The sequence below is a fragment of the uncultured Capnocytophaga sp. genome (assembly GCF_963525585.1).
In the GTDB taxonomy this organism is placed as follows: Bacteria; Bacteroidota; Bacteroidia; order Flavobacteriales; family Flavobacteriaceae; genus Capnocytophaga.
In genome coordinates, this window is the sequence record NZ_CAURLX010000003.1 from 26,608 (window position 1) to 49,808 (window position 23,201).

Genomic DNA, 23,201 nt, shown 5'->3' on the forward strand with positions numbered 1-23,201 from the left:
ATTATTGAAAGCAAGGCAGGACTCGAACCTGCATTTAGTCGCAAGCCAAAGCGAACGTACGACTCGAACGTATCCTAATTTCCCCAACTGGTGAAGCGTCTCCCAATTCCGCCACTTGCTTTTTATATTACTAATTACCTAATATTACAGGCGTTCTGCCATCTGTGATAATTACCTTATTAGAGGTCTTACCTAACATCTCAATATATTGTTGCATTAGGATTTCTCTTGTAAGCCCTACCGATTGGACTTTGTTTGTTTCGGCGTCTATTTTTGCCTTTTCTAACAGCATTCTTGAGGTCTCTAACTCATTCTTTACCCTATTGGCTTCCTGAATAGCCTTGTTTCTATCTTCTACGGCTTTCAGCATTGAAGCAGGAGGTTTAAGCCCTGATGTAAGTGTAGTAAGGTCAAAGAATTTTGTTTTAAACTCCTCTTTCAATCTGCTTTGTACTGATAATTCAAACTTACCTAAGTTGTTCATAAGGCTGTCAGTGGTGTAATTCCTTGCTTCTTCTCTATAAGCGTCCGTAACCCGCTTGTTAAGTACATTCGCTTCTACATTGTCAAAGAACGTTTCTGGGTCTTGTATTCGGTAGTTTTTGTAATTGAACACAATCTCAGCACCTTTGCCACGAATAGGCGTATAAGTGTAGGAAGGATCTACAGTGAATACCCCTGCATCTTTTGCCGTGATTTCCACCACATCAGGGTCACCCGCTTGCTCCCACATGGGTACCTGATACAGCTCACTACCTGGACCTAATATCCCTTGCGCCCCAGTTACAATTTTGAACGAATTGATACCATTTCGTCCGTACTCAGTCATTAGAACTCCTTCGTAGTTAGGTTCAGGTCTGTTACAGCCTACTAAGGAGGCTATAACACATAAAAGAAAAATCATCTTTTTCATTTGATATAAAAATTAAATTAGTTACTAAAAAACTTGTTGTAAGGGAAAGCAATCAGTATAAGAATTGCTACAAGTAACCCTACAATCCATAAGTAAGGGAGTTCACTCCTAAATAACACCATTACTCCGTATGTTAATAACACTAACATAATAATGAATACTAATGCTCGTATTGCTATTTTTCTCATCATAATAAAGGTTTTGCTATTTCTAAGAGTTCTCTTTGGTCTTCAAGGAATTTATTTCTAACATTGTTTGTTTTAAAGCTCATTATCCTTGCATTACAATGGTGATTTCTACCTACGATTTCACCTACTTCCACTTCAATACTATATTTAGTGGCATTGTCATTCCAATCAGGCTGCCAGCCTTCATTGTAGTAGTCTCTTAAAAGTATCAGTTTCTTAAGAGCTTCTGCACACGTATCTAGATTTGTATAATAATTCCCTTCAGCTAAGAAAACACTATCATTCATTATCTCTGTACCTTCAGTGGATTCTAACCATTTAACAGCTTCTTCATAAGTTGGTGCAGATGCTTTTTGTTCAAAGCCTTGAAATTCTACTTTATAAGGTTTTGTTGAAAGTGTTTTAGTAGTGCGATCTGACAAACAACCTTCAAAATTATAACAAACTCTTTCTTTTTTACCTTCAAATAACACTATAGGATATTCTTGTCCTTCACTAATGTATATTTCTTCAATTTTTCCTTCCTTATCAGGAAAATTCACTTGGTCATAAACTTTCTGACCTACTTTAAATACTGTTTTTATTCTTCCTTATTTTTAAGTTACTAAAAAGGTAAATCATCAAAATTTTCATCTGTTGTTGATTCTTTTCCCGTATCTTTTTTGTCTTCAGGAGAAGATACAGGAACTACAGGAGTTTTTGGCACATAGTTATATTTCACCTCCTCCCAAGCATACGCAGTCAAATTCTGGCTGTGCATCTCTTTATCCTGCCACTCGAAGAATCTACCGTTAATCTGAAAATGAATTTTCACCTCCATTCCCACAACTACAGATGAAAACTTCTCTATATTTACATTGATTACCTGTAGCTTAATTATATTTTCTCTCTTTTCACCTGTATATTGGTTGAATGTAGAACAATCCAAAAAGAACTCTTGCACCTTGAATTTATCAGTCCTTGCTACAACATCTCCCTTTGATAATACTTTTCCTCTTATTTCCATAGATTATTCTTTTATAATGATACTATCCTTTCTATAATTCACTTCAGGAAGGTCTAACAACTCCCCATTCTCATCTACTGGCAAAAGTCCTTTTTCTTTACTGATGAACGCTTGTTTGTATTTCTCCTCTATCTCCTTGAGATTCTCTGAGGCAATTTGCCACTCTTTTATACCCTTGTAGTTAAAAGTACGACCTCCATTCCTCACCTCGAATCTTGCCCCTCTGTAGCGCCCCTCGTTATAACTTATCTGTGAGAGAATTTGCTCTTCGTGTTCCTGTTCAAAGGATCTAACAGCCTCTATATACGCCTCACATTCTTTTTTTTGTCCTCTGAAAGCGAGGACGGCTTCCAATATTGGCATCTCGCCGTCCTCTACTTTTTGGCACTTAGCTACAAATTCCTCTTGTAACTGCTGAAATATCTCTTTACTGTACCCCATTTTGTCTGTTATTTAATAGTTCTTGTATTTTTATTTCTATCTCTTTACTTACCTTATAAAATTGTTTTGCATCGTTAGGGCTTTTTATCTTACCCTCATTAATACCCTTGATGACGTTGAGCCATTCCTTAGTCATATTCTTATCTTTATCTAAGATATTGAGCCAAGGCAAATCTTTGGGAGGTTCTTGGTGTTCAGGAGCACTTGCATTGTTGCCGTCATCATCATCAGCCCCGATACATACCAGCGATTGCAGTCCGTAACGCCTTGCGTATGTAATACCTGACCCCTGCGCTTGGGCGTCGTTTTGCCTTTCATATATCACCTCTGTAAGGCTCTCCATAGTCTGCCCACTTTCATGTAAGAGGAGTGTTTTTACATAGTTCTTACCATCAATCGTTACTAATGGTTGTAATACTGCTATGCCGTGTTTGTTAAGCGTGGGTATCACCGCTTCACGTACTGCATTAAGGTCAGCATATTTGTTTTTTAGGAAAGGGTTCGTAGTCCCTTTGACGGCATTTGCCATTTCACTCTGTGCCTTGATAAAAGCCTTTGCGATTTCTGTTTGGTACTCATTCATTTTTAATAAATTTTATTTGTTATTATTCTTCGTATTGGCTTAGTCTCTCACGAAATTCATAAGCTATATTCTGCCTTGCCACGTCTATATAGTTGATATAGTCATTAATAGGCACTTCACGGGTTATTTGGCTATCAATAGGGAGGGCTATATGCCCTATTATTCTATCGCTATCAGCCCCAAATCCCCATATATAGCGCTCGTCTATTCTGTCAATTTGCAAAAGCCAATCGCCTATCTCATAGCATTTGCCTTTCTCTATGGTTGTTCTCATTGTTCTTTGCTTTTAGTGGTTACTTTAAGTGTATCGCCATCATATAGTCCGTAACAACCCTTATTGAACCTTACTTTGACTATATTAAGCCCTTCATTATTGATTATCTCGACTACCACCCCTTCCTTGCCCTTTTGATTTGCGGGGTCTGTGGTGGTGAAAGGATTAACTATTACTTTATCGCCTACTTTCATATTACCACATTTTAGAAGTTGCATAATCGGGGTATAAGCCTTCAGTATCATTGAATTGGTATTCTACATTGGCTCTCTTAGTGAGTAGTGTCGTGAGTTCTCTTTCTTGCTCGTCTGTTAATTGGACTTCTTCACTATTAACATATACTTCTGTTATAGCTACTTCGTGATTGCTACTATCACGCCCCGAATAATCTAAGGTTACCTCATAGATTACCTGACAATACCAATCATCGGGGTATTCTACTTCTGTCATAAATTCATTCTCAATAGTATTGTATCTATCTTCGTGAATATCCAAGTAATCGTTACCTTGGTAGGCAGGGGTTGCACGCTCTTCACTGATTAATCGAGCAAATTCAAAAGGGCTGATTGTTCTCATAGGACTGTTTTTTTTAAAGTTTGGTAAATAAATCTATCTTGACTACTGCGAATCATCGCTGTATAATCAGGATGCTTGATTTTGAAGAAATAATCATTGTATATTACCTTCTCTTCAGGAGTCAATTCGCACCACTTACGCCCCTTGTAGCATAGGTAACCCCCTATACTTTCGAAGTCTGATTTTTTTTCTTTTTTTCTCTTGCGAGAGAAAATTTTTTGTAGTAATTTTGCCATCATTTAAAAATTTTATTTGTTATACTTAATGCCTCGCCTGCCAGCGGGGCTTTTTTTATTAGCTGTTTTGTCTTGCTTTTTCAAAGTCCGCATAAAATCTATTGGTGTAATCTGAAATATCAACCGTTTTTTTAGTTTTTTTTGAAGACTTGCCCCCTTCCACAAGGGCAAGTTCTTCGGTTATTCGTATAATCTCGTCTGCCAATTCTCTAACAGTACCCTCTAAGGATAACTTAAGTGTTGTTACTCGCTCTAATTTTCTTTTCAGGTATCTTTTCAGCTCGGTATTATTCATTTAACTCTTTTTTTATAATTGACTATTTAAATTATCTTCTTCAACTTCAAAAAGTTCATCTTTAGTTATACCTATTACTCTCTTTACAGTAGGGTAATATCTTTCATTTATCAAGAAGTGAGTATCTTTCTTTATCCATCTGTCAATAGTAGAACGACTTCTATTTACTGCCTTTGCTAATTTGTTTCTGATAATATCACCTCTAAATTTTTTCTTTGCTTCTTTGGTAAGTTTCATTTTTTTTATTATTTTTGACCCGTTATATAGTTGGTTATTTTGATGGTGCAAAATTAGAACATTTTTCTGTAAAAACAAAATATTTTACAGATAAATGCTCTGCAAAATAATGTTAAAGTTTTTAAATAATTGGTTTTTAAATATTTATAATGAAAGATTTTCTAATAAAGAACTGGTTAGGATTGGTGGCTATTGTAATAAGTGTAGGTACTTGGCTTTCTTTTTGGTTAAGATTTAGCCCTTTTACTTGGGATAGTTTTAGTGTTATGGCTACAACTATGGGAGTAATTGTTACATTTTTAGTAGGCTTTCAGATTTGGACAGTTATTGATAACAAGGAGTTTAAGAAAGAGGTTAAAGCAGAACAAAAGGAAGTGAAAGATACCTTGCAAAGCGTTGTATATCAAGAATTAATAAATCAATTTATTATTAATTTTGAGTTTTCAATGGTGTATAATGAGATAGGGAGAAACTTATCTCCTTATCTAAAATTTGCCTTACAAACAATTCAGTTAGGATTGAGTTGTAATCAAATTGAAAAATGCAATTTAGTGATTAAAGGAATGTTAGAGGTTATAGAAAACAGCTCTGTTGAATTTACCAATCGGCAACACTCTATGTTACTTGATATTTTTTATAATATAAAGATACCTGATCCTACAAGCGGACTAAATACCAAAGGGTTAGAATATGTAGGAGAACGCATAAGAAAAGCAACCATAATATAAGGGAATTGTTTTCTTCATCCCCTTTGTCGTAATTATCATCGTGGGGTGTGTTTTTTCTTTCACGTTGCTTATCATTTATTTGTTGTATAACATAAAAACCATTAGAGATACGTTCTCTGTTCCAGCGCATTTCAGATTCTAACAATTCTAAAAATGTTTCTTCAGACATTCTTTTAAACGGCTTCTTGTTGTCATAGTAAGAGTTCATAATAAACAAAATTTTTAAAGCACAAAGGTATGAAAAATAATTCAGATACAGAGCAAAATTCTGTAAAAAATAGATTGATTGATTTTCTAAAATATAAAGAAATCAGTCAAAGTAAGTTTGAACAATTATGTGGAATATCAAATGGCTATGTAAATAATATTCGTAAGGGAATAAAAAGTGAAATGTTTGACAAAAAAATAGCACCTATTTTTCCTGAACTTAGCAAAACTTGGCTATTACTTGGAGAAGGCTCTATGCTCATTCCACAGATAGAAGAAGTCGTGCCAGAGGAAGAAGAGGAGGAAGATGATTTAGTACTATTTCTAAGAGATGAACGCAAAGGCTATGATATTACCTTAACGGATATATACGAAAAAACACGCATTCCCGTAAAAACACTCAAAGAAGCGCAAAATGGTATATCTGAACTATCTAAAAAACAAAGAAATATTTTATCTAAATATATAGAAGAAGTAAGGGAATATTTCCAAAATGAATCAATAGGAGCGCCTAAAGGAACTCCAACCGGTTATTATTATCCTGAAATATACGCTAAAGCTGGTTTTGATATAGCTAACTTTAACAATGAAATGCAACGTCTCCCTGTATATATTCCTAACTTCAGCAAAGATGTTATCTTTATAAATGTATATGGAGATAGTATGTATCCAAAGTACAAAGCAGGGGATGTTATAGGAATTAAACCTGTAGATTTTTTATACTTGGTGTTTGGGCATCCTTACGTGGTAGTTTTTGATAATGGAGATGTTAATATAAAATATGTTCGCAGAGGGTCTGATGATGAGCACGTGAGTTTAGAGAGTGAAAATCCCAAGTACGACCCTCGAGAGTATCCCCTTAAAATTATTCGTGCCTTTTATGCAGTAGAAGGAAGCGTAAAGAAAGAGAGAATGTAATATAAACATACGATTAAATTGCAAAACACATAAAAAGACAATATAATATTATTCAAAAAATACTTGTAAATAGCTATCTACTAATGATATACATTGTTTATCTTCGACAAGGTAAAAAGTAGGAAACACCATTACTTCTATACCTATGCTTATTTAAAAGATATTGATTTTAAGGAAGTTACAGAATAAAAGATTTTATCTTTTCCGATTACGGCTCAGAAGGTTACAGGTTTGAATCCTGTCGAGGTCACTAAAAAGTAATGCTTCAGAAAGAAGCATTACTTTTTATAATAAACAAAGGCTAATCTCTTCATTAAGCCAATTAGCAAAGGACATTAGTTCTGTGTCTTCTTCCCAATATTCCACAGGTATATCTGAATAAAAAGTACCAAAAGCATCCTTTTGACTGGTTATAAAACCTGCTTGATGTCCACCATTTGGATAACACACTAGTACTATTTTAGGAAAGAGATTTGTACCAGTACCATTAAAAACTTCATTAGTGAAGGATTCCCATTGGCTAGGAGGATAAAATTCATAAGCAAATCCTCGCTCATCTTCAAAAAGTGTACAAGCTCCTAAGGTAAGCAAAAAGGTTTTGAAAGTATCAGGGAGCTGAATCTGGTGTTTTTTCTCAAAATTAGCTATTTCTTCTGAACTAATATCAGATTGTTTGGTAAAACGGTATAATTCATTTCCAAAATGTACAAAGCCCCCTTGACTCTCATTCAAAAGTCTTTGTAAGGTATTTAAGTTTTCTTGAAAAGAAGTCATAATTAAATTTTATAGAGGTAAAAAACAATGAAATATGTTAAGAGTTATAAAAAATAGGAACCTAAAAACTTAGACCGTGTAAACCCTTTGCTGAGCCGTCTCTATTCCCACATCCCGAAGGTAGCGTTATTAATGCAAGTTTCGTGGTTCCTAAATGATATATCGAATATAGGTTTTTAATCCTTAAATCAATGATAACCAGTAATATCAATTAAAATAAGTTTCTAAGCAATGAGGGAATAACTTATGAACCTTACCCCTTTTTCTCTATGATGAGTGGGTTTTATATGCATCCTATCCCTCGCTTTTCAGTAGCTTTAATGTAGAGGCTCATAAGCTTGGTACAAAGATATAAATAATTTTTGATTGAAAGTTTTAAAATTTTGTTTTATTACTTTTTCCTAATTTTCAAACCCATTAAAATATATGGATTTTTAGAACATGTTGTTGAATTTTATGATGAACCTAATATTATTTCTTTTTGAGATGGGATGTGGAAAAATACCTATTGTGTGATAGAATATAATTGTTTCTTCAAAGATAAAAATGGGGTCTATCAGTATCATACAGGAAAGGATAAATTAGAAAAGTTGTCATATGTCCCTAAATCCTTTACCGAAGAAAGTTTATTAAAACTGCTCAATAAGAAAAAGTAGGATTACTAAAAAAGAGGACGCTCTCTATTGATTTTCCTTTTGGAAAGTTGTATCTTTGCAGGATCTAAAAGAAGAAAAGGAGTATCAATTGAAATACATTTATTATATATTTTAAAATATGGAAGTTCAGATAAAAGATAATAAAATTTTTGCACCATTAAAAGATAAATGGTTGGTATTGAAACCTGAAGAAAAAGTACGACAAGAATACGTTTGCCGTTTGGTTAATTCCTATGGTTTTGATCTGGAACAAATGGAGCAAGATAGTAAAGTTCAAGGAATATATTTGAACTACAGCATTCTTATTTGGAAAAACGAAAATAGTAAAATCAATAATGAGAGTCCTTTAATAGTTATACAATGTAAAGCAGATAGTGTTATCATAAAAAAAGAAGATTATTTTAAAGGACTCAATTTTTCAAGAGAAATAGGAGCAAAATTTTTTGTTGCAACAAATTTTAAACAAACTAAGATTTATTCAAAAATATACAGAACTGACTCTGAGAATGTAGAAGAAATTTTAGATATTCCTAATAAAAAAGAGGCTCAAAATATTCAAGAGGTAGAAAAATTATTAAATAAAAATAATACTTTTCAAAGAGAAAATTTTACTAAAACATTATATAAATGTCATTCAATTATTCGAAATAATGATAAGCTCTCACCAGAGGCAGCTTTTGATGAAATTAGTAAAATCCTATTCATAAAAATTATTTATGAGAGGGACAATTCTAAAAATCAAATTTTTTCATTAGATATATATAGAAAAGAGAAAATAGATTTTGAGAAAATAGATTTTGAGAAATATAGATTTAATGAAAAAAAAGATTTCTATCAACTTTTGTTTGAAAAAACTAAAGAAGATTTTAGAGATGATGACCTTTTTGAACCTACTGAAATCATTAGAATACGAGAGAATAGCTTTGAAGCTATTGTAAAAGAATTAGAAATATACAATCTTTCCACTACTTCCGATGATGTAAAAGGGATCGCCTTTGAACAGTTCTTAGGAAAAACATTTAGAGGGGAATTAGGACAATTTTTTACTCCTCGGACTATTGTGGATTTTATGGTGGAAGTCTTAGACCCTCAAGAAACAGAAACTATTTGTGACCCTTGTTGTGGTTCAGGTGGTTTCTTAATAAAAGCCTTCGAGTATGTCCGTGCAAAAATAGAAGCTAAAGTCCAACAAGAAAAAGAACTCATCAAACAAGAATATTACACTGAAACCTATGAAAAACTATCGGATACTGAAAAAGAAAAAATAGACGACAAAGTAAATAAATTCTTCTCTCAGTTAAATGAAGAACTCAATATCAACAATGACAAAAGCCGAATTAGAACATTGAGTTATGATTGTATTTTTGGAACCGATGCCAACCCTAGAATGAGCCGTACCGCCAAAATGAATATGATAATGCACGGTGATGGTCACGGAGGTGTACACCACAATGATGGGTTACTAAATGTAAACGGCATTTTTGAAAACCGATTTGATGTGATTCTTACCAATCCTCCTTTTGGAGCACGTGTAGAGAAATCACTAAAAATTACAGAAGCTGATAAATATACTGATGAAGAACGTATCAAAAAATACCAAAAACGATATGGTGATGAGTATAATAAAGCATTAAAGCAAGTGAATAACAATATAGGGAAACCTCTCGTGAGTCTCTATAAAATGGGGGCAATGAGTACCCTTACTGAAGTGCTTTTTATAGAACGATGCTTGAACCTGCTCAAACCAGGAGGTAGAATGGGGATAGTACTTCCTGAAGGTGTACTTAACAATAGTAATTTGCAAAAAGTACGAGATTATGTAGAAAGTAAAGCAAAAATATTGCTAATCGTATCTATTCCTCAAGATGTGTTTATAGCAAGCGGTGCTACGGTAAAACCTAGTTTGTTGTTTTTTAAAAAATTTACAGAAGAAGAAGCGCTACAATATGCAAGTATTAAGAGCAAAGCAACTATCACAATAGAAGCTAAATATGCTGAGGAAGTAGCAAATATCCAACAGAAATTAGCTAAAAAAGGCAAAGAAGCATTACCTGCAGAAGAGAAAAAACAACTGAGAGCCGAATTGAAAAATATTGAAGCTAAAAAAGAACGAGAAATAAAAGCTATTGTTAAAGAAGAGTTCAACTATACTATTCCTATTGCTGAAGTAGAAAAAGCAGGTATTAGTACGACAGGGGCTGTCATAGAAAACGAATTAGAACCCTTGGCTGAAGAATTCAAAAAATATACTTCTGAAAATCATCTGTGGGGAAAACTTACCAAAAGCGTTCAGTACGATGTAAAAGATGAGTTTGTATATCGCATTCAAATAACAGATAAAGAAGTTGGTGAACCCGAAATTTTCTATCAAAAAAGTAAGTATGAAAACTTATAAAAAATTAAAATTTGTAGGATTTAGCAATATAGAAAGTTGGAGTGCTTCTTTTCTATTTGGTACTATTAATAAATTTAATAGAAAATATAGAGTACTAAAAATAAGTCAGCTACTTGTTAAAAATAATGAGAGTATAATAATAGAAGATGAGAAACTATACAAACGAGTAACAGTAAAAATAAATGCTAATGGGGTAGTTCTTCGTGATGAAGAATATGGTAAAAATATAGGGACTAAAAGACAATCTATAGCAAAAGAAGGACAGATGATAGTTTCTAAAATAGATGCTAGAAATGGGGCTTTTGGGCTTATTCCTTCTGAATTAGATGGAGCAATTGTTACTAATGATTTTCCTTTATTTGATATTAATCATCATTTAGTAAATAAAAATTATTTGATTTTGTTAGCTAAAACTAATTTGTTTGTTGATTTTGCTAAATCTTGTAGCAGTGGGACGACTAATAGACAGAGAATGGATATGGATAAGTTTTTAACTTTAGAAATTCCTCTTCCTTCAATATCCGAGCAAGAAACCATTGTAAAAAACTATTGCGATAAAATAACTCAAGCTACAACTTATGAGCAACAAGCTGAAACCTTAGAAAAAAAGATTGAAAGCTATCTGTTTGAGAGTTTAGGAATAGAACAAAAAACTGAACAAAAAACAAAAAAGAAAGGATTACAATTTGTTGAATTCTATAAAATGGACTTTTGGGGAGTAGATAAAATAAAGTTAGATAAAGGGCTTCATTCTTCACGATATGAAGTAACTTCAATTGGTGATTTTCCTGAATTACTTGTTACTTGTTTTAGAGGGAAAAGTCCTAAATATACAGAAGTTTCATCTAAATTTATATTGAATCAAAAATGTAATCGTTGGAATTCAATTGATTTTTCTTTTGTAAAAAGTATTGATGAGGATTGGTATAATAATATTGATGAGGATTTTTTTACTAAAGAAGGGGATATATTGGTAAATTCAACTGGAGAAGGGACAATAGGTAGAGCAACTTATATTACAAAGAATTATGAAGGGTTGATTTATGACAGTCATATGTTGTTGCTAAGGTTAAATAGATCTATCTATAACCCGATTTTATTTGTAGATCTTTTTAATAGTTCATATATCCAAACACAAATAGACAAAATTAAATCAGCACAAGCAACAAAACAAACAGAACTAGGAATTAATAATTTATTAAAGATAAGAATACCTATTTTGAGTAACCTACAAGTACAACAAACCATCATTACCCAAATAGATACTTATAAAAATGAAATAAAAATCTTACGAGAACGAGCAACACTCCTAAAACAACAAGCAGAACAAGAATTTGAACAAACTATATTCAGCTAAATTATGAGAATCAAAGAAATTAAAATAGCCAATAAAGCCTTTAAAAACCTTGATATTTCATTAGAAAACAATACTTCAGGGGTAATGGCTTTTATAGGAAACAATGGCAGTGGGAAAAGTAATTTGTTAGAAGCTATAAGTGCTATTTTTAAGCATTTGTACGACAAGAAAGAAAAGGATATTCCCTTTAATTTTTCATTAGTATATACTACCTTTAATGGGGAAACTGTTGAGATTACTAAAAATGAGTTATTAGTTACTACTAAAATAGATAATCAAGAAAATTCAGACTTTTATAGCTTCCTACCTAAACAAATTGTAGCTATTTACAGTGGCGAAGAAGATAGACTATGGAGAAAATATTATGAACCAATATATAAAGATTTTATTTCAAAAATAAACAAAAATTCTCAAGAAGAATTTCCTAAAATGCTCTATCTGAATAAATTTTATTGGCATATTTCTCTATTGTGTTTGCTACTTAATAGTTCTAATAACCCTGAGGATAAATTCTGTAAAGAGGTTTTAGGAATCAATAGTGTACATTCTGTAAAATTTGAATTTAATAAAAGTATCTATCAGGATTACCCAAACAATAAAGTGTTGCAGTTTATATCTACTATAGATGCTAAAGATGAATACACTTTAGACGAATTACAAGAGAAGATAAAAAACTATGATATAAATGAGGTGTTTAAATACCTATACATTGCCTTTACTCCAAAGGATAGAAAAATACTACAAAATATTACCATTGAATACAATGGTAAATTAAACATAGAGGATTTTAGCGAAGGAGAAAAGAAAATGATACTCGTCAAAGCTGCTTTAGAGTTTGCGGCACAAGAGGACAGTCTGTTTATCCTTGATGAACCTGATGCTCATATACATCTTAGTAACAAAATACAAATTAGAAATGTATTAGAAGAGTATCAACAAAACAGACAAATAATCATTACTACACATTCACCTACATTGACTAAAGCTATTCCAAAAGAAGGTATCTATTGCTTGGAAAAAGGGAAAGTTAAAGAGTTCAAAGACATAGTAGAAGTTACCAAGTACTTAGCTAATAAAGAAGATATATATAAATTGTTGTTTTCTAAATCAAATATATTAATTGTAGAAGGAAAAACAGACGACAAATATATAAAAAAGGCAATCGAGTTGTACAAAGATGACTTTCCTAATTTAGATTTTCAGATATTACGAGTTGGGGGAACTGATGACGAAAATATTAAAAACTTAATTGATACCATTGCTCTTAAAGATGAACAGAAGATAATTGTCTTAGTTGATAGAGATGAGGCTGGATATAATGTGTATAAAAAGATATTTAGCAATAGTAGTAGAAAAAGAAAAGATGTTTTAAGTGAAAAATATAGTGATAATATTCATTTTCTTATGCTTCCTTGTAAAGATAATAATAATGACAAAAACTTTGTTATAGAAGATTATTTTGCTAAAACTGATATAGAAAAATTATCAATAGATTATCTCAAACGATTTATAGAGGAAACTTCTGAGTCTTTTGGAAGTTTTCCAAAAATAGGTGAAAAATTAAAGAAAGAAAAACTGCCTGAATTTTGTGAAAGTAATGATTGTACAAAGCAAAGTATGGAAGGATTTAAAGTTTTATTAACTGAGTTAAATAGAATTATATTCCTCAATTAAATATCTAAGAGTAATATAATTTTTTAGATACTATCTGTATTAAGGAATAGCTTTATTCAGCTCTAATCCTTATTCAGTAGCTACTTCATTAATCATAATATTAAAGTTTTCACACTCTTCAAAAGGGGGGGATGGCTTTCTATTTTCTCAATATATTGTGCTAATTGTGGCGTTATTTCTATAGGAAGGAGTTCTTCTATATTTATGATAGGAACTCTTAAGGATTCAATGAAGGAGATGATAGTTCTTAGTTTTTCTCTGTTAGAAGTAGCAAAGGTTATGGAGGTTTCCATATAGATAGAGGTAAGAAGAAAAAACAAAAAAATCACTATCTGTATGATAGTGATTGCGCTCGTACTCGGAGCGGGACTTGAACCCGCACAGGCATTGCTGCCCACTGGATTTTAAGTCCAGCGTGTCTACCGATTCCACCATCCGAGCCTTTATGATAGACATAAAAAAGAGCGAAAAACGGGGTTCGAACCCGCGACCTCAACCTTGGCAAGGTTGCGCTCTACCAACTGAGCTATTTTCGCAATAAAATATTGCCTTCTTTCAAAGACGGTGCAAAGATACAATCTTTTTTGTAATTGACAAAGAAAAAAATATTTTTTTTCAAAAAGAAATTGATGTTCTTATATTTATCTGATTTTCATTGTTTTGTATAGTCTATTATTTTATTACCTCAGGAAGATATTCCCAATAGCGTTTAGGCATCAACTGCAATTGTAGCCGTTTGTTCTTTCGCTCTGAGATATTGATATGTTGGAAGTAGGTTTTCCAAAGCGCTTTGTAATTGTCTGAGTCTTGGGCTAATTTACCGAAATTTTTATGCTCAGGAGTAAAGGCAACTACTTCTGACAGGTCATAATGGAAGCCATATTGCCTTTGCGTATCATAAAGCACCCATTCTTGATCAGAGAAACGGGCTTTAAAGTGGGGTACTACAAGTGGTAAAACTTCATATTGAGGAGAAATCTTAGCAAAATATAGGTTACCGACCTTCTCAAAGCGAATAAACTCTTTAAGCCGATGCACTTCACTTCCTACGCTCTTAGATGCATTGTGTATGCGTACAATTGCTTCATTGCCAAAGTTCTGTAATACGTTTTCTTTTGGGTATTTTACCATCATCTGAATGGCTTCTAACAGAGCGTTTTCTATTTTTTCTTCTTGAGAAAGGAAAGCTTTTAAGAAAATAGAAACTCCCTCCCTACCCCAAGTAGTTTCTATTTTGGTTAAAACCCTTTTCGCCTGAGCCAAATCGGTGTATATAGTTACTTCTTCGCCAAAAAGGGTAGGAAGATAGTTTGACTGAGAGCTAATAATAACCTCCTGATAGCGGTGAGAAAAGGTAATAAATACAGCCGTGAGAAAGCCCTCAAAGCTATTATCATAAACAAGATGCGTCAAGGTGTAGAAGTCTTAATAGTTTCTGGAAAATCAAAAGAAAGTTGCCCTCTGAAGAGTGCATTATGCTTGCTACGGATGTTTTTAATCAGTAACCGACGCAAGGAAAGGCTGTCCATCGTTCCTGCTAAGGGTGTAGAACCGCTACAAGTGATGAAATACTTTGCCCTACTTAGAACGACGCCTATTTGTTTGAGAGAATACACCGTGAGCTTCTGGAAAGTACGTGCCAAAAGTATCTTCTCTACCGAATGGACGCCTACCCCAGGGATACGCAGAAGGAGTTCTCGTGGGGCGGTATTCACATCTACAGGGAATAAGTGTTGGTTACGCAAAGCCCAAGCAAGTTTAGGGTCTATTTCTAGGTCTAAAAAAGGCTGTTCAGGGGTTAGAATCTCCTGAGAATCAAAGCCATAATAGCGCATTAGCCAATCGGCTTGATAGAGTCTGTTCTCCCGCACAATAGGCACTTGAGATTGTAAAGAAGGTAAGCGATTATCCGTTAGTACAGGCACATACCCTGAATAATAAACACGCTTAAGCTGAAATTTATTGTACATATAGCTCGCTACTGAGATGATTTTTTGGTCTGTTTCGTCGGTAGCACCAATAATCATTTGAGTTGTTTGTCCAGCAGGAGCGAATTTTGGAGTATGTTTGAATTTTTTCTTTTCTAAAGCCGTGATAGCCAATTCATTTTTGACCTGTTGCATAGGAACAAGCATTTGCTTGTGGTCTTTTTCAGGAGCAAGAAGCTTAAGCCCTTCTTTAGTAGGAATTTCAAGATTAATAGAAAGACGGTCGGCATAGAGCCCTGCTTCGTGAATGAGAATATCACTTGCTCCAGGGATTGTTTTTAGATGAATATATCCGTTAAAGCGTTCTTCCAATCGTAGTTTTTTAGCAACTCTTACCAATCGTTCCATTGTAGTATCAGGGTCTTTGAATACTCCAGAACTCAGGAAAAGTCCTTCTATATAATTTCTTCGGTAGAAATTGATAGTTAAATCCACTACTTCCTGTACACTGAAAGCTACCCGTTGTATATCATTACTTCGCCTAGATACACAATACACGCAGTCATAAATACAATGATTCGTAAGGAGGATTTTGAGCAACGAAATACATCTACCATCTTCCGTAAAAGAATGGCAGATTCCTGAAAAGGCAGCATTTCCTAGCTCTCCTTTCTTTCCCTTACGATTACTTCCGCTACTGGAGCAGGATACATCATACTTGGCAGCATCGGCTAGGATGGCTAATTTTTCTTTGATACGTTCAAAATCCATATGTATTTGTAGAGAAAAACGCAAAAATACGAAAAAAAGTAGAAATACTCAAAATAATATCTTATCTTTGCCTCATTATTTCTATGAGGATTGTTCTCATTTAGAGAAAAGTAGGGAAAATATAACAAAAGTAGATGTTTGAGCTACCAATTATTCTTTGAAGGGCAGAGGTTGCCTTATAGAGAGAAAAATAAAGACTTATTAATAACCATTATCCTTTAATAAATCTATAACTATGATATCAGAAGATAAATGGAATTTGCTGGAAGAAAAGTTGGATAGTATCCTTCAGTACCAATCTTATTTCTCCCAGAAATTATTACAAATACAAGATCGATTAGATCGTCTATCTCCTTCAAAATTATCTAAAGAGGAACCTTTGCAGGTAGTTCAGGAGGAGGAAATTCCTGTTCCTCAAATAGAACAAAAGGTGGTTATCTCTTCAGAAAAGGAGCGATTTACTACTGAAGAAAAAGTTACAATTTCTGATGAAAGGGAGTCAATTCTTCCTCAAGAAGCAATAATCATTCCTACAGAAGAAAAAATAGCAACAGCTCCTCAAGAAGAGGAAATTACACTTTCCCAAGAGGAAGTAAGTCCTCTTCAAGAAGTAGAAACAAAAACTCCTGCATTGCCTCCAACCAATCCTAAAAAAGAGATAAAAAAATCTGATTGGGAGCGCTTTATAGGAGAGAATTTATTCAACAAAATAGGAATAGCCATTATTCTTATAGGGGTATTTATAGGTGTGAAATACTCTATTGACCATAATTTGATTAGCCCTACAATGCGTATTATTCTGGGGTATCTCACAGGAGGAGTTCTCTTTGGGGTAGGTTATTATTTAAAATCCAAATATGAAAGCTTCAGTGCGGTCTTAGTTAGTGGAGCGATGGCTATTTTTTACTTTCTTACCTATGTAGCCTATGATTTTTACCAACTATTTCCTACAGGGGTTGCCTTTGCAGGAATGTTCTTTGTAACGGTGGCTACTGTGTGGCTTGCCCTGAAGTATAATCAGCAGGTAATAGCCTTGATAGGGATGGTGGGAGGCTATGCTGTTCCTTTTCTTTTAAGTAATGGGCAGGGTCACCAAGCAGTGCTTTTCTCCTATGTGGCAATTATTAATATAGGGATTTTAGTGATTTCTTTTTATAAGCAATGGCGAGTTCTCTATCATACAGCATTCTTCTTTACGTGGCTACTTTACCTGACACTCTATACAGTAAAGTATCCAGAAGAACAAGGAATGTATTTTACTTTTAACTTAATTTTCTACTTGATATTCCACTTTGCTTTTATAGGGAGAAAGCTTTTGGGTAAGGAGAAATTCATTATAGGTGATTTATTAATTCTATTATCAAATACACTTGTTTTCTATATAGTAGGGGTTTCTTTCAGTTTTACAACATTTTTCTCTAGTTCTCAGGGTTATTTAACGACTTTTACACTGTTGAACGCTCTTTTTCACGCAGGTATTAGTTATTATACTTGGAAGCGAGACTATGCAAAAGAGCTCAAGTACTTGAGCCTAATATTGGCATTATCATTCCTTACCATTACGATTCCTATTTACTTTGAAGGTTCTTGGATTACTCTTTTCTGGGGAATTGAAGCGGCTGGTCTCTTCTGGATAGGGCGTACAAAAGGACTTCCTATGTATGAGCGGATTTCCTATATAGTACTTTCCTTAGGAACTCTTAGCTTATTTAAAGATTGGATAGAGAATTTGCAAGATTTCAACTTACATATTGCTTTTTATAATGTATTATTCCTTAACTCTCTCCTCTTTAGTGTAGCAATAGGTGTTATTTCTTATTTTAATACAAAATATAGGGAGAAATCAAATCGAATTTTTGATTATTTGATTAATATATTGCTTGTTCTGGCTATTTATGTTACCTTTTTGATAGAAATATATAATTATTGGGAGCTGAAAATCTTTATGCTTTCTGAAAATGTAGAATTTTATTCTGTATATGTTTATGATGGAATCTATAATATGGAAAGAATATGGATACTCATTTATACAATGAATTATCTGAGTGTATTCACGTGGATTTATTTACATTTTATTCGTAAGGAGACTATCGCATTTCACATAATGGCTTTCAATCTTTTACTGATAGTGCTTTTTATCACTCAGGGATTATATCTCCTCAGTGAACTCAGAGAGTTGTATCTCACAGAAGATGCTAATATAATGTATTTGATAATACGCTATATAGGTTTGTTCTCCTTGGCAAACTTGGTATGGAGTACCTATAAATTATTACAGAGTAATATTCTCAAGGTTAAGGATACAAAGTTACCAGAACTTGCGCTCCATACCCTTATCTTATGGGTGGCTAGTAGTGAATGGTTACACTGGACAGATTTATTTGGGTCATCTTCTAGTTATAAGTTAGGCTTAAGTATTCTCTGGGTAGGCTATGCAGTTATTATGCTTGTATTAGGAATTAAAGGACAGAAAAAGTATCTCAGAGTCAGTAGTATAGCGGTAATAGGTTTTACATTGTTAAAGTTGTTTTTCTATGATATAGCACACCTTAGCACAATCTCTAAAGTAGTGGTATTGGTAGTGTTAGGAATACTCTTGATGGTTTCCTCTTTCTTATATGTGAAGTATTCCAAGAGAATAGCTTCCTATGAGATAACAGAAGAAAAGGAACTTTTAGAAGAAAAAGAAACAAATGATTAAATTTCTATTTTTGTATGATTTTTTTTCGTATCTTTGCGCGGAAACTGTACAGACTCTTGATGGAGTCCAAATAGAAATAAAAATAAAGAATATTCATAAATAAAAATAATGGCACAAATAAAGGCGGCTGAGGTTTCAGCGATTCTTAAAAAGCAATTAGCAAACTTTGATGAGTCCGTATCTTTAGAAGAAGTAGGGACTGTATTGGAGGTAGGAGATGGGATTGCTCGTATTTTTGGTCTTACTAAGGTAGAAAATGGAGAGTTGGTTCACTTTGAATCTGGTCAGGAAGGATTGGTGTTGAATTTGGAAGAAGACCACGTAGGGGTAGTTCTTTTAGGTTCTTCTACTCAGATAAAAGAAGGAGATACAGTGAAGCGTACCAAAACCATTGCTTCTATCAAGGTAGGAGAAGGGATTGTAGGGCGTGTAATTAATACTTTAGGGGAACCTATTGATGGTAAAGGACCTATATTAGGAGAACTCTATGAGATGCCTTTTGAGCGTAAAGCTCCAGGGGTAATCTATCGCCAACCAGTGAATGAGCCTTTACAAACAGGAATTAAGGCTATTGATGCAATGATTCCTATTGGGCGCGGTCAGCGTGAGCTTGTAATCGGGGACAGACAAACAGGTAAGACTACCGTATGTATTGACACTATCCTCAACCAAAAAGAGTTCTACGATGCAGGTAATCCGGTCTATTGTATCTATGTGGCCATTGGTCAAAAAGCCTCTACTGTGGCAGGAATTGCAAAAACATTAGAAGATGCTGGAGCGCTTGCCTATACCACTATTGTAGCAGCTAATGCCTCTGACCCAGCTCCTATGCAGGTATATGCTCCTTTTGCAGGGGTAGCCATAGGGGAATACTTCCGTGATACAGGTCGCCCAGCGCTTATTATCTATGATGACCTTTCTAAGCAAGCGATGGCTTACCGTGAGGTATCTCTCTTGCTTCGTCGCCCACCTGGACGTGAAGCCTACCCTGGGGATGTATTCTACCTACACTCACGCCTCCTTGAGCGTGCTGCTAAAGTGATTAAGGATGACAATGTAGCTCGTAATATGAACGACCTACCAGACTCCATTAAGCATCTGGTAAAAGGAGGTGGTTCTCTTACCGCTTTACCAATTATTGAAACACAAGCAGGGGACGTTTCAGCTTATATCCCTACAAACGTAATTTCTATCACTGATGGACAGATATTCCTTGAGTCAGACCTCTTCAACTCAGGGGTTCGTCCTGCAATCAATGTAGGTATTTCTGTATCTCGTGTAGGAGGTTCTGCTCAGATCAAGTCTATGAAGAAGGTAGCAGGTACTCTTAAGCTTGACCAGGCACAGTTCCGTGAATTGGCTGCTTTTGCTAAGTTTGGTTCTGACCTTGATGCAGCTACTAGTAATGTGATTGAGAAAGGAAAGCGTAATGTAGAAATTCTTAAACAATCCTCTAACGATCCTTATAAAGTAGAAGATCAAGTAGCAATTATTTATGTAGGTTCTAAAAACCTGTTACGTCAAGTTCCTGTAGAGCGCGTACGTGAGTTTGAAAGGGATTTCCTTGATACACTTCGAGCAACTGAAGAGGATACATTATTACAACTTAAAGCAGGAAAAATTAATGATGAAATTACTGCTGTATTAGATAGAGTTGCCAAAGAAGTAGCTCAAAAATATGTAAAATAGAACATTATTAATGTTAGTAGATATTGCCTTACACTCTGTAAGGCAATATTTTTATAAAAAAGCACGATATGAGAACATTAGAAGAATTGATCAATAAAGAAGAGCCAGGCTGGGACTTGGTACAAGAATGGATGCAAGAGGCTACCAATCCCTACGAAGTATTACCTCGGGATGCTAAGCGAGCCGAAACAGAACTACTGAATGCACAAGTAACTACTCGCTCACCTATGGGAGCTATTATTTATGAGACAGGGGGTATTCTTATAGATGGTGGTTGGATACGTCTTTTAGGTTCAGGCTGTGAAAGATTGGATAGAGGGATGTTTCAGTGGAATAAAGGAAAAACTTTTGAGAACTATGGAGAGCCGCCTGCATTCCTCTTGGTAGCCGATGATATCTTAGGAGGACTTTTTGCTATCAATGGTGGTGCTTTTGGACAAAATGATTTAGGACAGATGTACTATTTAGCCCCTGATACACTCTCTTGGGAACCTATGAATTGCGGCTATTCTGAATTTGTTAGCTGGACACTGGGCGGAGATATACATATGTTTTATGAACCTTTCTATTGGGACGGATGGCAGGAAGAAGTTTCCAAACTTAATGGAAATCAGGTATTTTCTTTCTTTCCTTTCCTCTGGACAAAAGAAGGACAGCAGATAGAAGCTGTTAGCCGAAAGGTAGTTCCTATGGAGGAGAGTTATCACCTTACAATGGATATGCAGAGACAGCTCTTGGAGAAAGAATAGAGGTATGGAGGGATTCTCTAAGGATTTTTGGATATCGGTTGTATTACAGTTTGTATATGCCTATATTTGGTTTATTCTTCCTTTATTGGGACTTATATATTGGTGTAGGAAAAGAAAGAATTTTCTTAAAGGAAAACTTTCGCCAAGTGAGAAAGGAACAGAAGTTTTGCTTACTTCAGTCTTAAAAAACAGTTACAGGGAAGCATTAGGACTTCCTTTAGTAGAAATAACTACTGATACAGAGATTTTTACAGAAATGGGTAATGTAGTTAAGCAAGAGAAATTACAAAAAAAGGTATATGTGCTTAAGAATCAAATAATCAGTAGGTTGGTTTTCTATGAAAAAGTAGGATATGAAGAGGATATATTTCTTTTAGAGGACAAGGAAATGAGAATTGTTTTTGACCATACAGATAAGGAAGTGCTCTATATTTCAAAGGGAGAAGAAGAAATTACCTTTGAAGAATTTGTCTATCAGTATCAAAAACTAATAGGGAAAACTCTTTCATCAGCTCTGTTCTATGGACAGGTATTACAAGTTTGAAGTAGGAACACGTCTTGCAGATATATTATAAGGCGTGTTCCTATTTTAGTTTATTTATTATTGGTCATTAGCTCAATGAACTGATCAAAGAGGTAGCTGGCATCATGAGGACCTGGGGCTGCTTCAGGGTGATATTGTACACTGAATACAGGGCGGTTCTTGAGGCGAATTCCTGCTACTGTACCATCATTGAGGTGTAGATGGGTGATTTCTATATTAGGGTTCTTTTCTGCTAATTCCTTATCAACAGCAAAACCGTGGTTCTGGGAGGTAATCTCATCTTTGCCTGTAAGGAGGTTTTTTACAGGATGGTTGATTCCCCTATGCCCATTACGCATCTTATAGGTAGGTACTCCTTGGGAGAGGGCAATAAGCTGGTGGCCTAAGCAGATTCCAAAGATAGGCTTTCCACTTTCAATAAGTTTTTGGGTAAGAGCTATTACCTCAGTCAAAGGCTCAGGGTCGCCGGGACCATTAGAGAGGAAGAAGCCATCAGGAGCAAAAGCATTGAGTTCTTCAATAGTAGCTGTATGAGGGAACACCTTGATATAGGCACCACGAGCTGCCAAATTACGCAAAATATTGCGCTTGATTCCCAAGTCCAAGGCAGCTACACGATAGGGAGCATTTTCATCTCCTACAAAATAAGCTTCTTTGGTAGATACTTTAGGAGCCAAAGCCAATCCTTTCATAGAAGGCTGTGCTTTGAGTTGTGCTTTGAGTTGCTCTATATTATCCACATCAGTAGAGAGCACTGCATTCATACTTCCGTGATCACGAATATAAGAGACTAGAGCACGGGTATCTACCTCGCTTAAGATAAATAAGTTGTGTTTTTCTAGAAATTCTCCCAGAGAAGCATCACTAATGGGGCGGGATCCAAATTCGCTAAAATTACGACATACAAGCCCTGCAATCTTCACACCATCGGATTCATTTTCTTCAGAGAAAGCTCCGTAATTACCTATATGAACGGTAGCTGCTACCATAATTTGTCCATAATAGGAAGGATCAGTAAAAATTTCCTGATAACCTGTCATCCCTGTATTAAAGCAGATTTCTCCAAAAGCACTTCCTTCAGCTCCTACGGCTTTCCCATAGAAAATAGTGCCATCTTCTAAGAGAACTATAGCTGTTTTTCTTTGTGTATATTTCATTTATTCTATAAGATTAAATATCAAGTACCTTTTGTAGGTAAAAAAAGGACAGTTTTTAGGTACAAAGGTATGTAATATTTTTGGATTGTAAAAATAAAATTACTTTCTTTTTATTGTACTAATTCAATCTAAGATGTCATATTTATTTTAAGATAGGACAAAGTTTCTGTAACCATCATTATGCTTATTAAAGATGTTTCTACA

The 23,201-nt window shown here is 34.4% G+C and carries 26 protein-coding genes and 3 tRNA genes; 9 read left to right on the forward strand and 20 right to left on the reverse strand.

Going from position 1 to position 23,201, the window contains the following annotated elements; genetic code table 11:
• Nucleotides 1-7: 7 nt before the first annotated feature.
• The 13 genes from RYK20_RS01555 to RYK20_RS01615 all read right to left on the reverse strand — a co-directional run bounded on the left by RYK20_RS01555 (nucleotide 8) and on the right by RYK20_RS01615 (nucleotide 4,749).
• Nucleotides 8-121: transfer RNA gene (locus tag RYK20_RS01555), tRNA-Ala, on the reverse strand.
• Nucleotides 122-130: 9 nt separating this feature from the next.
• Nucleotides 131-904: an SPFH domain-containing protein gene (locus RYK20_RS01560; protein WP_314894169.1), complete on the reverse strand. Its 774-nt coding sequence runs from the start codon at nucleotides 902-904 to the stop codon at nucleotides 131-133.
• 26 nt (nucleotides 905-930) lie between these two features.
• Nucleotides 931-1,101: a hypothetical protein gene (locus tag RYK20_RS01565; protein WP_314894170.1), complete on the reverse strand. Its 171-nt coding sequence runs from the start codon at nucleotides 1,099-1,101 to the stop codon at nucleotides 931-933.
• The gene (locus RYK20_RS01570) at nucleotides 1,101-1,643 is read right to left on the reverse strand and encodes a hypothetical protein (RefSeq protein WP_314894171.1); all 543 of its coding nucleotides are present in this window, start codon (nucleotides 1,641-1,643) and stop codon (nucleotides 1,101-1,103) included. The genes RYK20_RS01565 and RYK20_RS01570 overlap by 1 nt, the downstream gene beginning before the upstream one ends.
• Before the next feature lie 62 nt (nucleotides 1,644-1,705).
• Nucleotides 1,706-2,107, reverse strand: coding sequence for a DUF3127 domain-containing protein (locus RYK20_RS01575; RefSeq protein ID WP_314894172.1), 402 nt, complete (start codon nucleotides 2,105-2,107; stop codon nucleotides 1,706-1,708).
• 3 nt (nucleotides 2,108-2,110) lie between these two features.
• Entirely contained in the window at nucleotides 2,111-2,548 is a 438-nt protein-coding gene (locus RYK20_RS01580; protein WP_314894173.1) for a hypothetical protein, read from the reverse strand.
• A complete protein-coding gene (locus RYK20_RS01585) occupies nucleotides 2,535-3,131 on the reverse strand; it encodes an ERF family protein (protein WP_314894174.1) in 597 nt (198 codons plus the stop codon). Before RYK20_RS01585 ends, RYK20_RS01580 begins: the two co-directional genes overlap by 14 nt.
• A 22-nt stretch (nucleotides 3,132-3,153) precedes the next feature.
• Nucleotides 3,154-3,405, reverse strand: coding sequence for a hypothetical protein (locus RYK20_RS01590; protein WP_314894175.1), 252 nt, complete (start codon nucleotides 3,403-3,405; stop codon nucleotides 3,154-3,156).
• Entirely contained in the window at nucleotides 3,402-3,599 is a 198-nt protein-coding gene (locus RYK20_RS01595; protein WP_314894176.1) for a hypothetical protein, read from the reverse strand. The genes RYK20_RS01590 and RYK20_RS01595 overlap by 4 nt, the downstream gene beginning before the upstream one ends.
• 1 nt (nucleotide 3,600) lies before the next feature.
• On the reverse strand, nucleotides 3,601-3,981 hold the full coding sequence (locus tag RYK20_RS01600; protein WP_314894177.1) for a hypothetical protein: 381 nt from the start codon (nucleotides 3,979-3,981) through the stop codon (nucleotides 3,601-3,603).
• Nucleotides 3,978-4,217 carry a hypothetical protein gene (locus RYK20_RS01605; RefSeq protein ID WP_314894178.1) on the reverse strand — a complete coding sequence of 80 codons (240 nt, stop codon included), beginning with the start codon at nucleotides 4,215-4,217 and terminating at the stop codon, nucleotides 3,978-3,980. The genes RYK20_RS01600 and RYK20_RS01605 overlap by 4 nt, the downstream gene beginning before the upstream one ends.
• Nucleotides 4,218-4,275: 58 nt before the next feature.
• Complete coding sequence (locus RYK20_RS01610) at nucleotides 4,276-4,512, reverse strand: hypothetical protein (protein WP_314894179.1); 237 nt, start codon at nucleotides 4,510-4,512, stop codon at nucleotides 4,276-4,278.
• Between the two features lie 12 nt (nucleotides 4,513-4,524).
• Entirely contained in the window at nucleotides 4,525-4,749 is a 225-nt protein-coding gene (locus RYK20_RS01615) for a hypothetical protein (RefSeq protein WP_314894180.1), read from the reverse strand.
• 149 nt (nucleotides 4,750-4,898) lie between these two features.
• On the opposite strand from RYK20_RS01615, the gene RYK20_RS01620 reads away from it, so the two are divergent.
• Together RYK20_RS01620 and RYK20_RS01625 are read left to right on the forward strand one after the other, a co-directional pair.
• Nucleotides 4,899-5,477: a hypothetical protein gene (locus tag RYK20_RS01620; RefSeq protein ID WP_314894181.1), complete on the forward strand. Its 579-nt coding sequence runs from the start codon at nucleotides 4,899-4,901 to the stop codon at nucleotides 5,475-5,477.
• 237 nt (nucleotides 5,478-5,714) lie between these two features.
• Nucleotides 5,715-6,602, forward strand: coding sequence for a S24 family peptidase (locus tag RYK20_RS01625; RefSeq protein ID WP_314894182.1), 888 nt, complete (start codon nucleotides 5,715-5,717; stop codon nucleotides 6,600-6,602).
• Between the two features lie 285 nt (nucleotides 6,603-6,887).
• Here RYK20_RS01625 and RYK20_RS01630 read toward each other — a convergent pair whose 3' ends face one another.
• Nucleotides 6,888-7,376, reverse strand: a complete 489-nt coding sequence (locus RYK20_RS01630) for an SMI1/KNR4 family protein (RefSeq protein ID WP_314894183.1) — start codon at nucleotides 7,374-7,376, stop codon at nucleotides 6,888-6,890.
• A gap of 774 nt (nucleotides 7,377-8,150) precedes the next feature.
• Here RYK20_RS01630 and RYK20_RS01635 point away from each other — a divergent pair.
• From RYK20_RS01635 to RYK20_RS01645, 3 genes are read left to right on the forward strand one after another with little or no spacing between them, the layout of a single operon-like run.
• Nucleotides 8,151-10,427, forward strand: coding sequence for an N-6 DNA methylase (locus RYK20_RS01635; RefSeq protein WP_314894184.1), 2,277 nt, complete (start codon nucleotides 8,151-8,153; stop codon nucleotides 10,425-10,427).
• Entirely contained in the window at nucleotides 10,414-11,784 is a 1,371-nt protein-coding gene (locus RYK20_RS01640) for a restriction endonuclease subunit S (protein WP_314894185.1), read from the forward strand. The genes RYK20_RS01635 and RYK20_RS01640 overlap by 14 nt, the downstream gene beginning before the upstream one ends.
• 3 nt (nucleotides 11,785-11,787) lie before the next feature.
• A complete protein-coding gene (locus RYK20_RS01645; RefSeq protein WP_314894186.1) occupies nucleotides 11,788-13,458 on the forward strand; it encodes an AAA family ATPase in 1,671 nt (556 codons plus the stop codon).
• A gap of 92 nt (nucleotides 13,459-13,550) precedes the next feature.
• Here the strand turns inward: RYK20_RS01645 and RYK20_RS01650 are convergent, their stop codons facing one another.
• From RYK20_RS01650 to RYK20_RS01670, 5 genes are all read right to left on the reverse strand, one after another.
• On the reverse strand, nucleotides 13,551-13,751 hold the full coding sequence (locus tag RYK20_RS01650; protein ID WP_314894187.1) for a hypothetical protein: 201 nt from the start codon (nucleotides 13,749-13,751) through the stop codon (nucleotides 13,551-13,553).
• A 62-nt stretch (nucleotides 13,752-13,813) separates the two neighbouring features.
• Nucleotides 13,814-13,899 (reverse strand) — tRNA-Leu (locus tag RYK20_RS01655).
• A 22-nt stretch (nucleotides 13,900-13,921) separates the two neighbouring features.
• Nucleotides 13,922-13,994: transfer RNA gene (locus tag RYK20_RS01660), tRNA-Gly, on the reverse strand.
• Nucleotides 13,995-14,130: 136 nt separating this feature from the next.
• Nucleotides 14,131-14,871, reverse strand: coding sequence for a TIGR03915 family putative DNA repair protein (locus tag RYK20_RS01665; RefSeq protein WP_314894188.1), 741 nt, complete (start codon nucleotides 14,869-14,871; stop codon nucleotides 14,131-14,133).
• Nucleotides 14,868-16,157, reverse strand: coding sequence for a putative DNA modification/repair radical SAM protein (locus RYK20_RS01670; protein WP_314894189.1), 1,290 nt, complete (start codon nucleotides 16,155-16,157; stop codon nucleotides 14,868-14,870). Before RYK20_RS01670 ends, RYK20_RS01665 begins: the two co-directional genes overlap by 4 nt.
• A 235-nt stretch (nucleotides 16,158-16,392) precedes the next feature.
• On the opposite strand from RYK20_RS01670, the gene RYK20_RS01675 reads away from it, so the two are divergent.
• The 4 genes from RYK20_RS01675 (at nucleotide 16,393) to RYK20_RS01690 (ending at nucleotide 21,840) form a co-directional block, all read left to right on the forward strand.
• A complete protein-coding gene (locus RYK20_RS01675; protein ID WP_314894190.1) occupies nucleotides 16,393-18,858 on the forward strand; it encodes a DUF2339 domain-containing protein in 2,466 nt (821 codons plus the stop codon).
• Between the two features lie 108 nt (nucleotides 18,859-18,966).
• A complete protein-coding gene (atpA, locus tag RYK20_RS01680) occupies nucleotides 18,967-20,547 on the forward strand; it encodes a F0F1 ATP synthase subunit alpha (protein ID WP_314803291.1) in 1,581 nt (526 codons plus the stop codon).
• 68 nt (nucleotides 20,548-20,615) lie between these two features.
• A complete protein-coding gene (locus RYK20_RS01685) occupies nucleotides 20,616-21,296 on the forward strand; it encodes a DUF2625 domain-containing protein (RefSeq protein WP_314296388.1) in 681 nt (226 codons plus the stop codon).
• A 4-nt stretch (nucleotides 21,297-21,300) separates the two neighbouring features.
• Nucleotides 21,301-21,840, forward strand: a complete 540-nt coding sequence (locus RYK20_RS01690) for a hypothetical protein (protein ID WP_314894191.1) — start codon at nucleotides 21,301-21,303, stop codon at nucleotides 21,838-21,840.
• A 50-nt stretch (nucleotides 21,841-21,890) separates the two neighbouring features.
• Here the strand turns inward: RYK20_RS01690 and carA are convergent, their stop codons facing one another.
• Nucleotides 21,891-22,997, reverse strand: a complete 1,107-nt coding sequence (gene carA / locus RYK20_RS01695) for a glutamine-hydrolyzing carbamoyl-phosphate synthase small subunit (protein WP_314604054.1) — start codon at nucleotides 22,995-22,997, stop codon at nucleotides 21,891-21,893.
• Nucleotides 22,998-23,201: the final 204 nt, after the last annotated feature.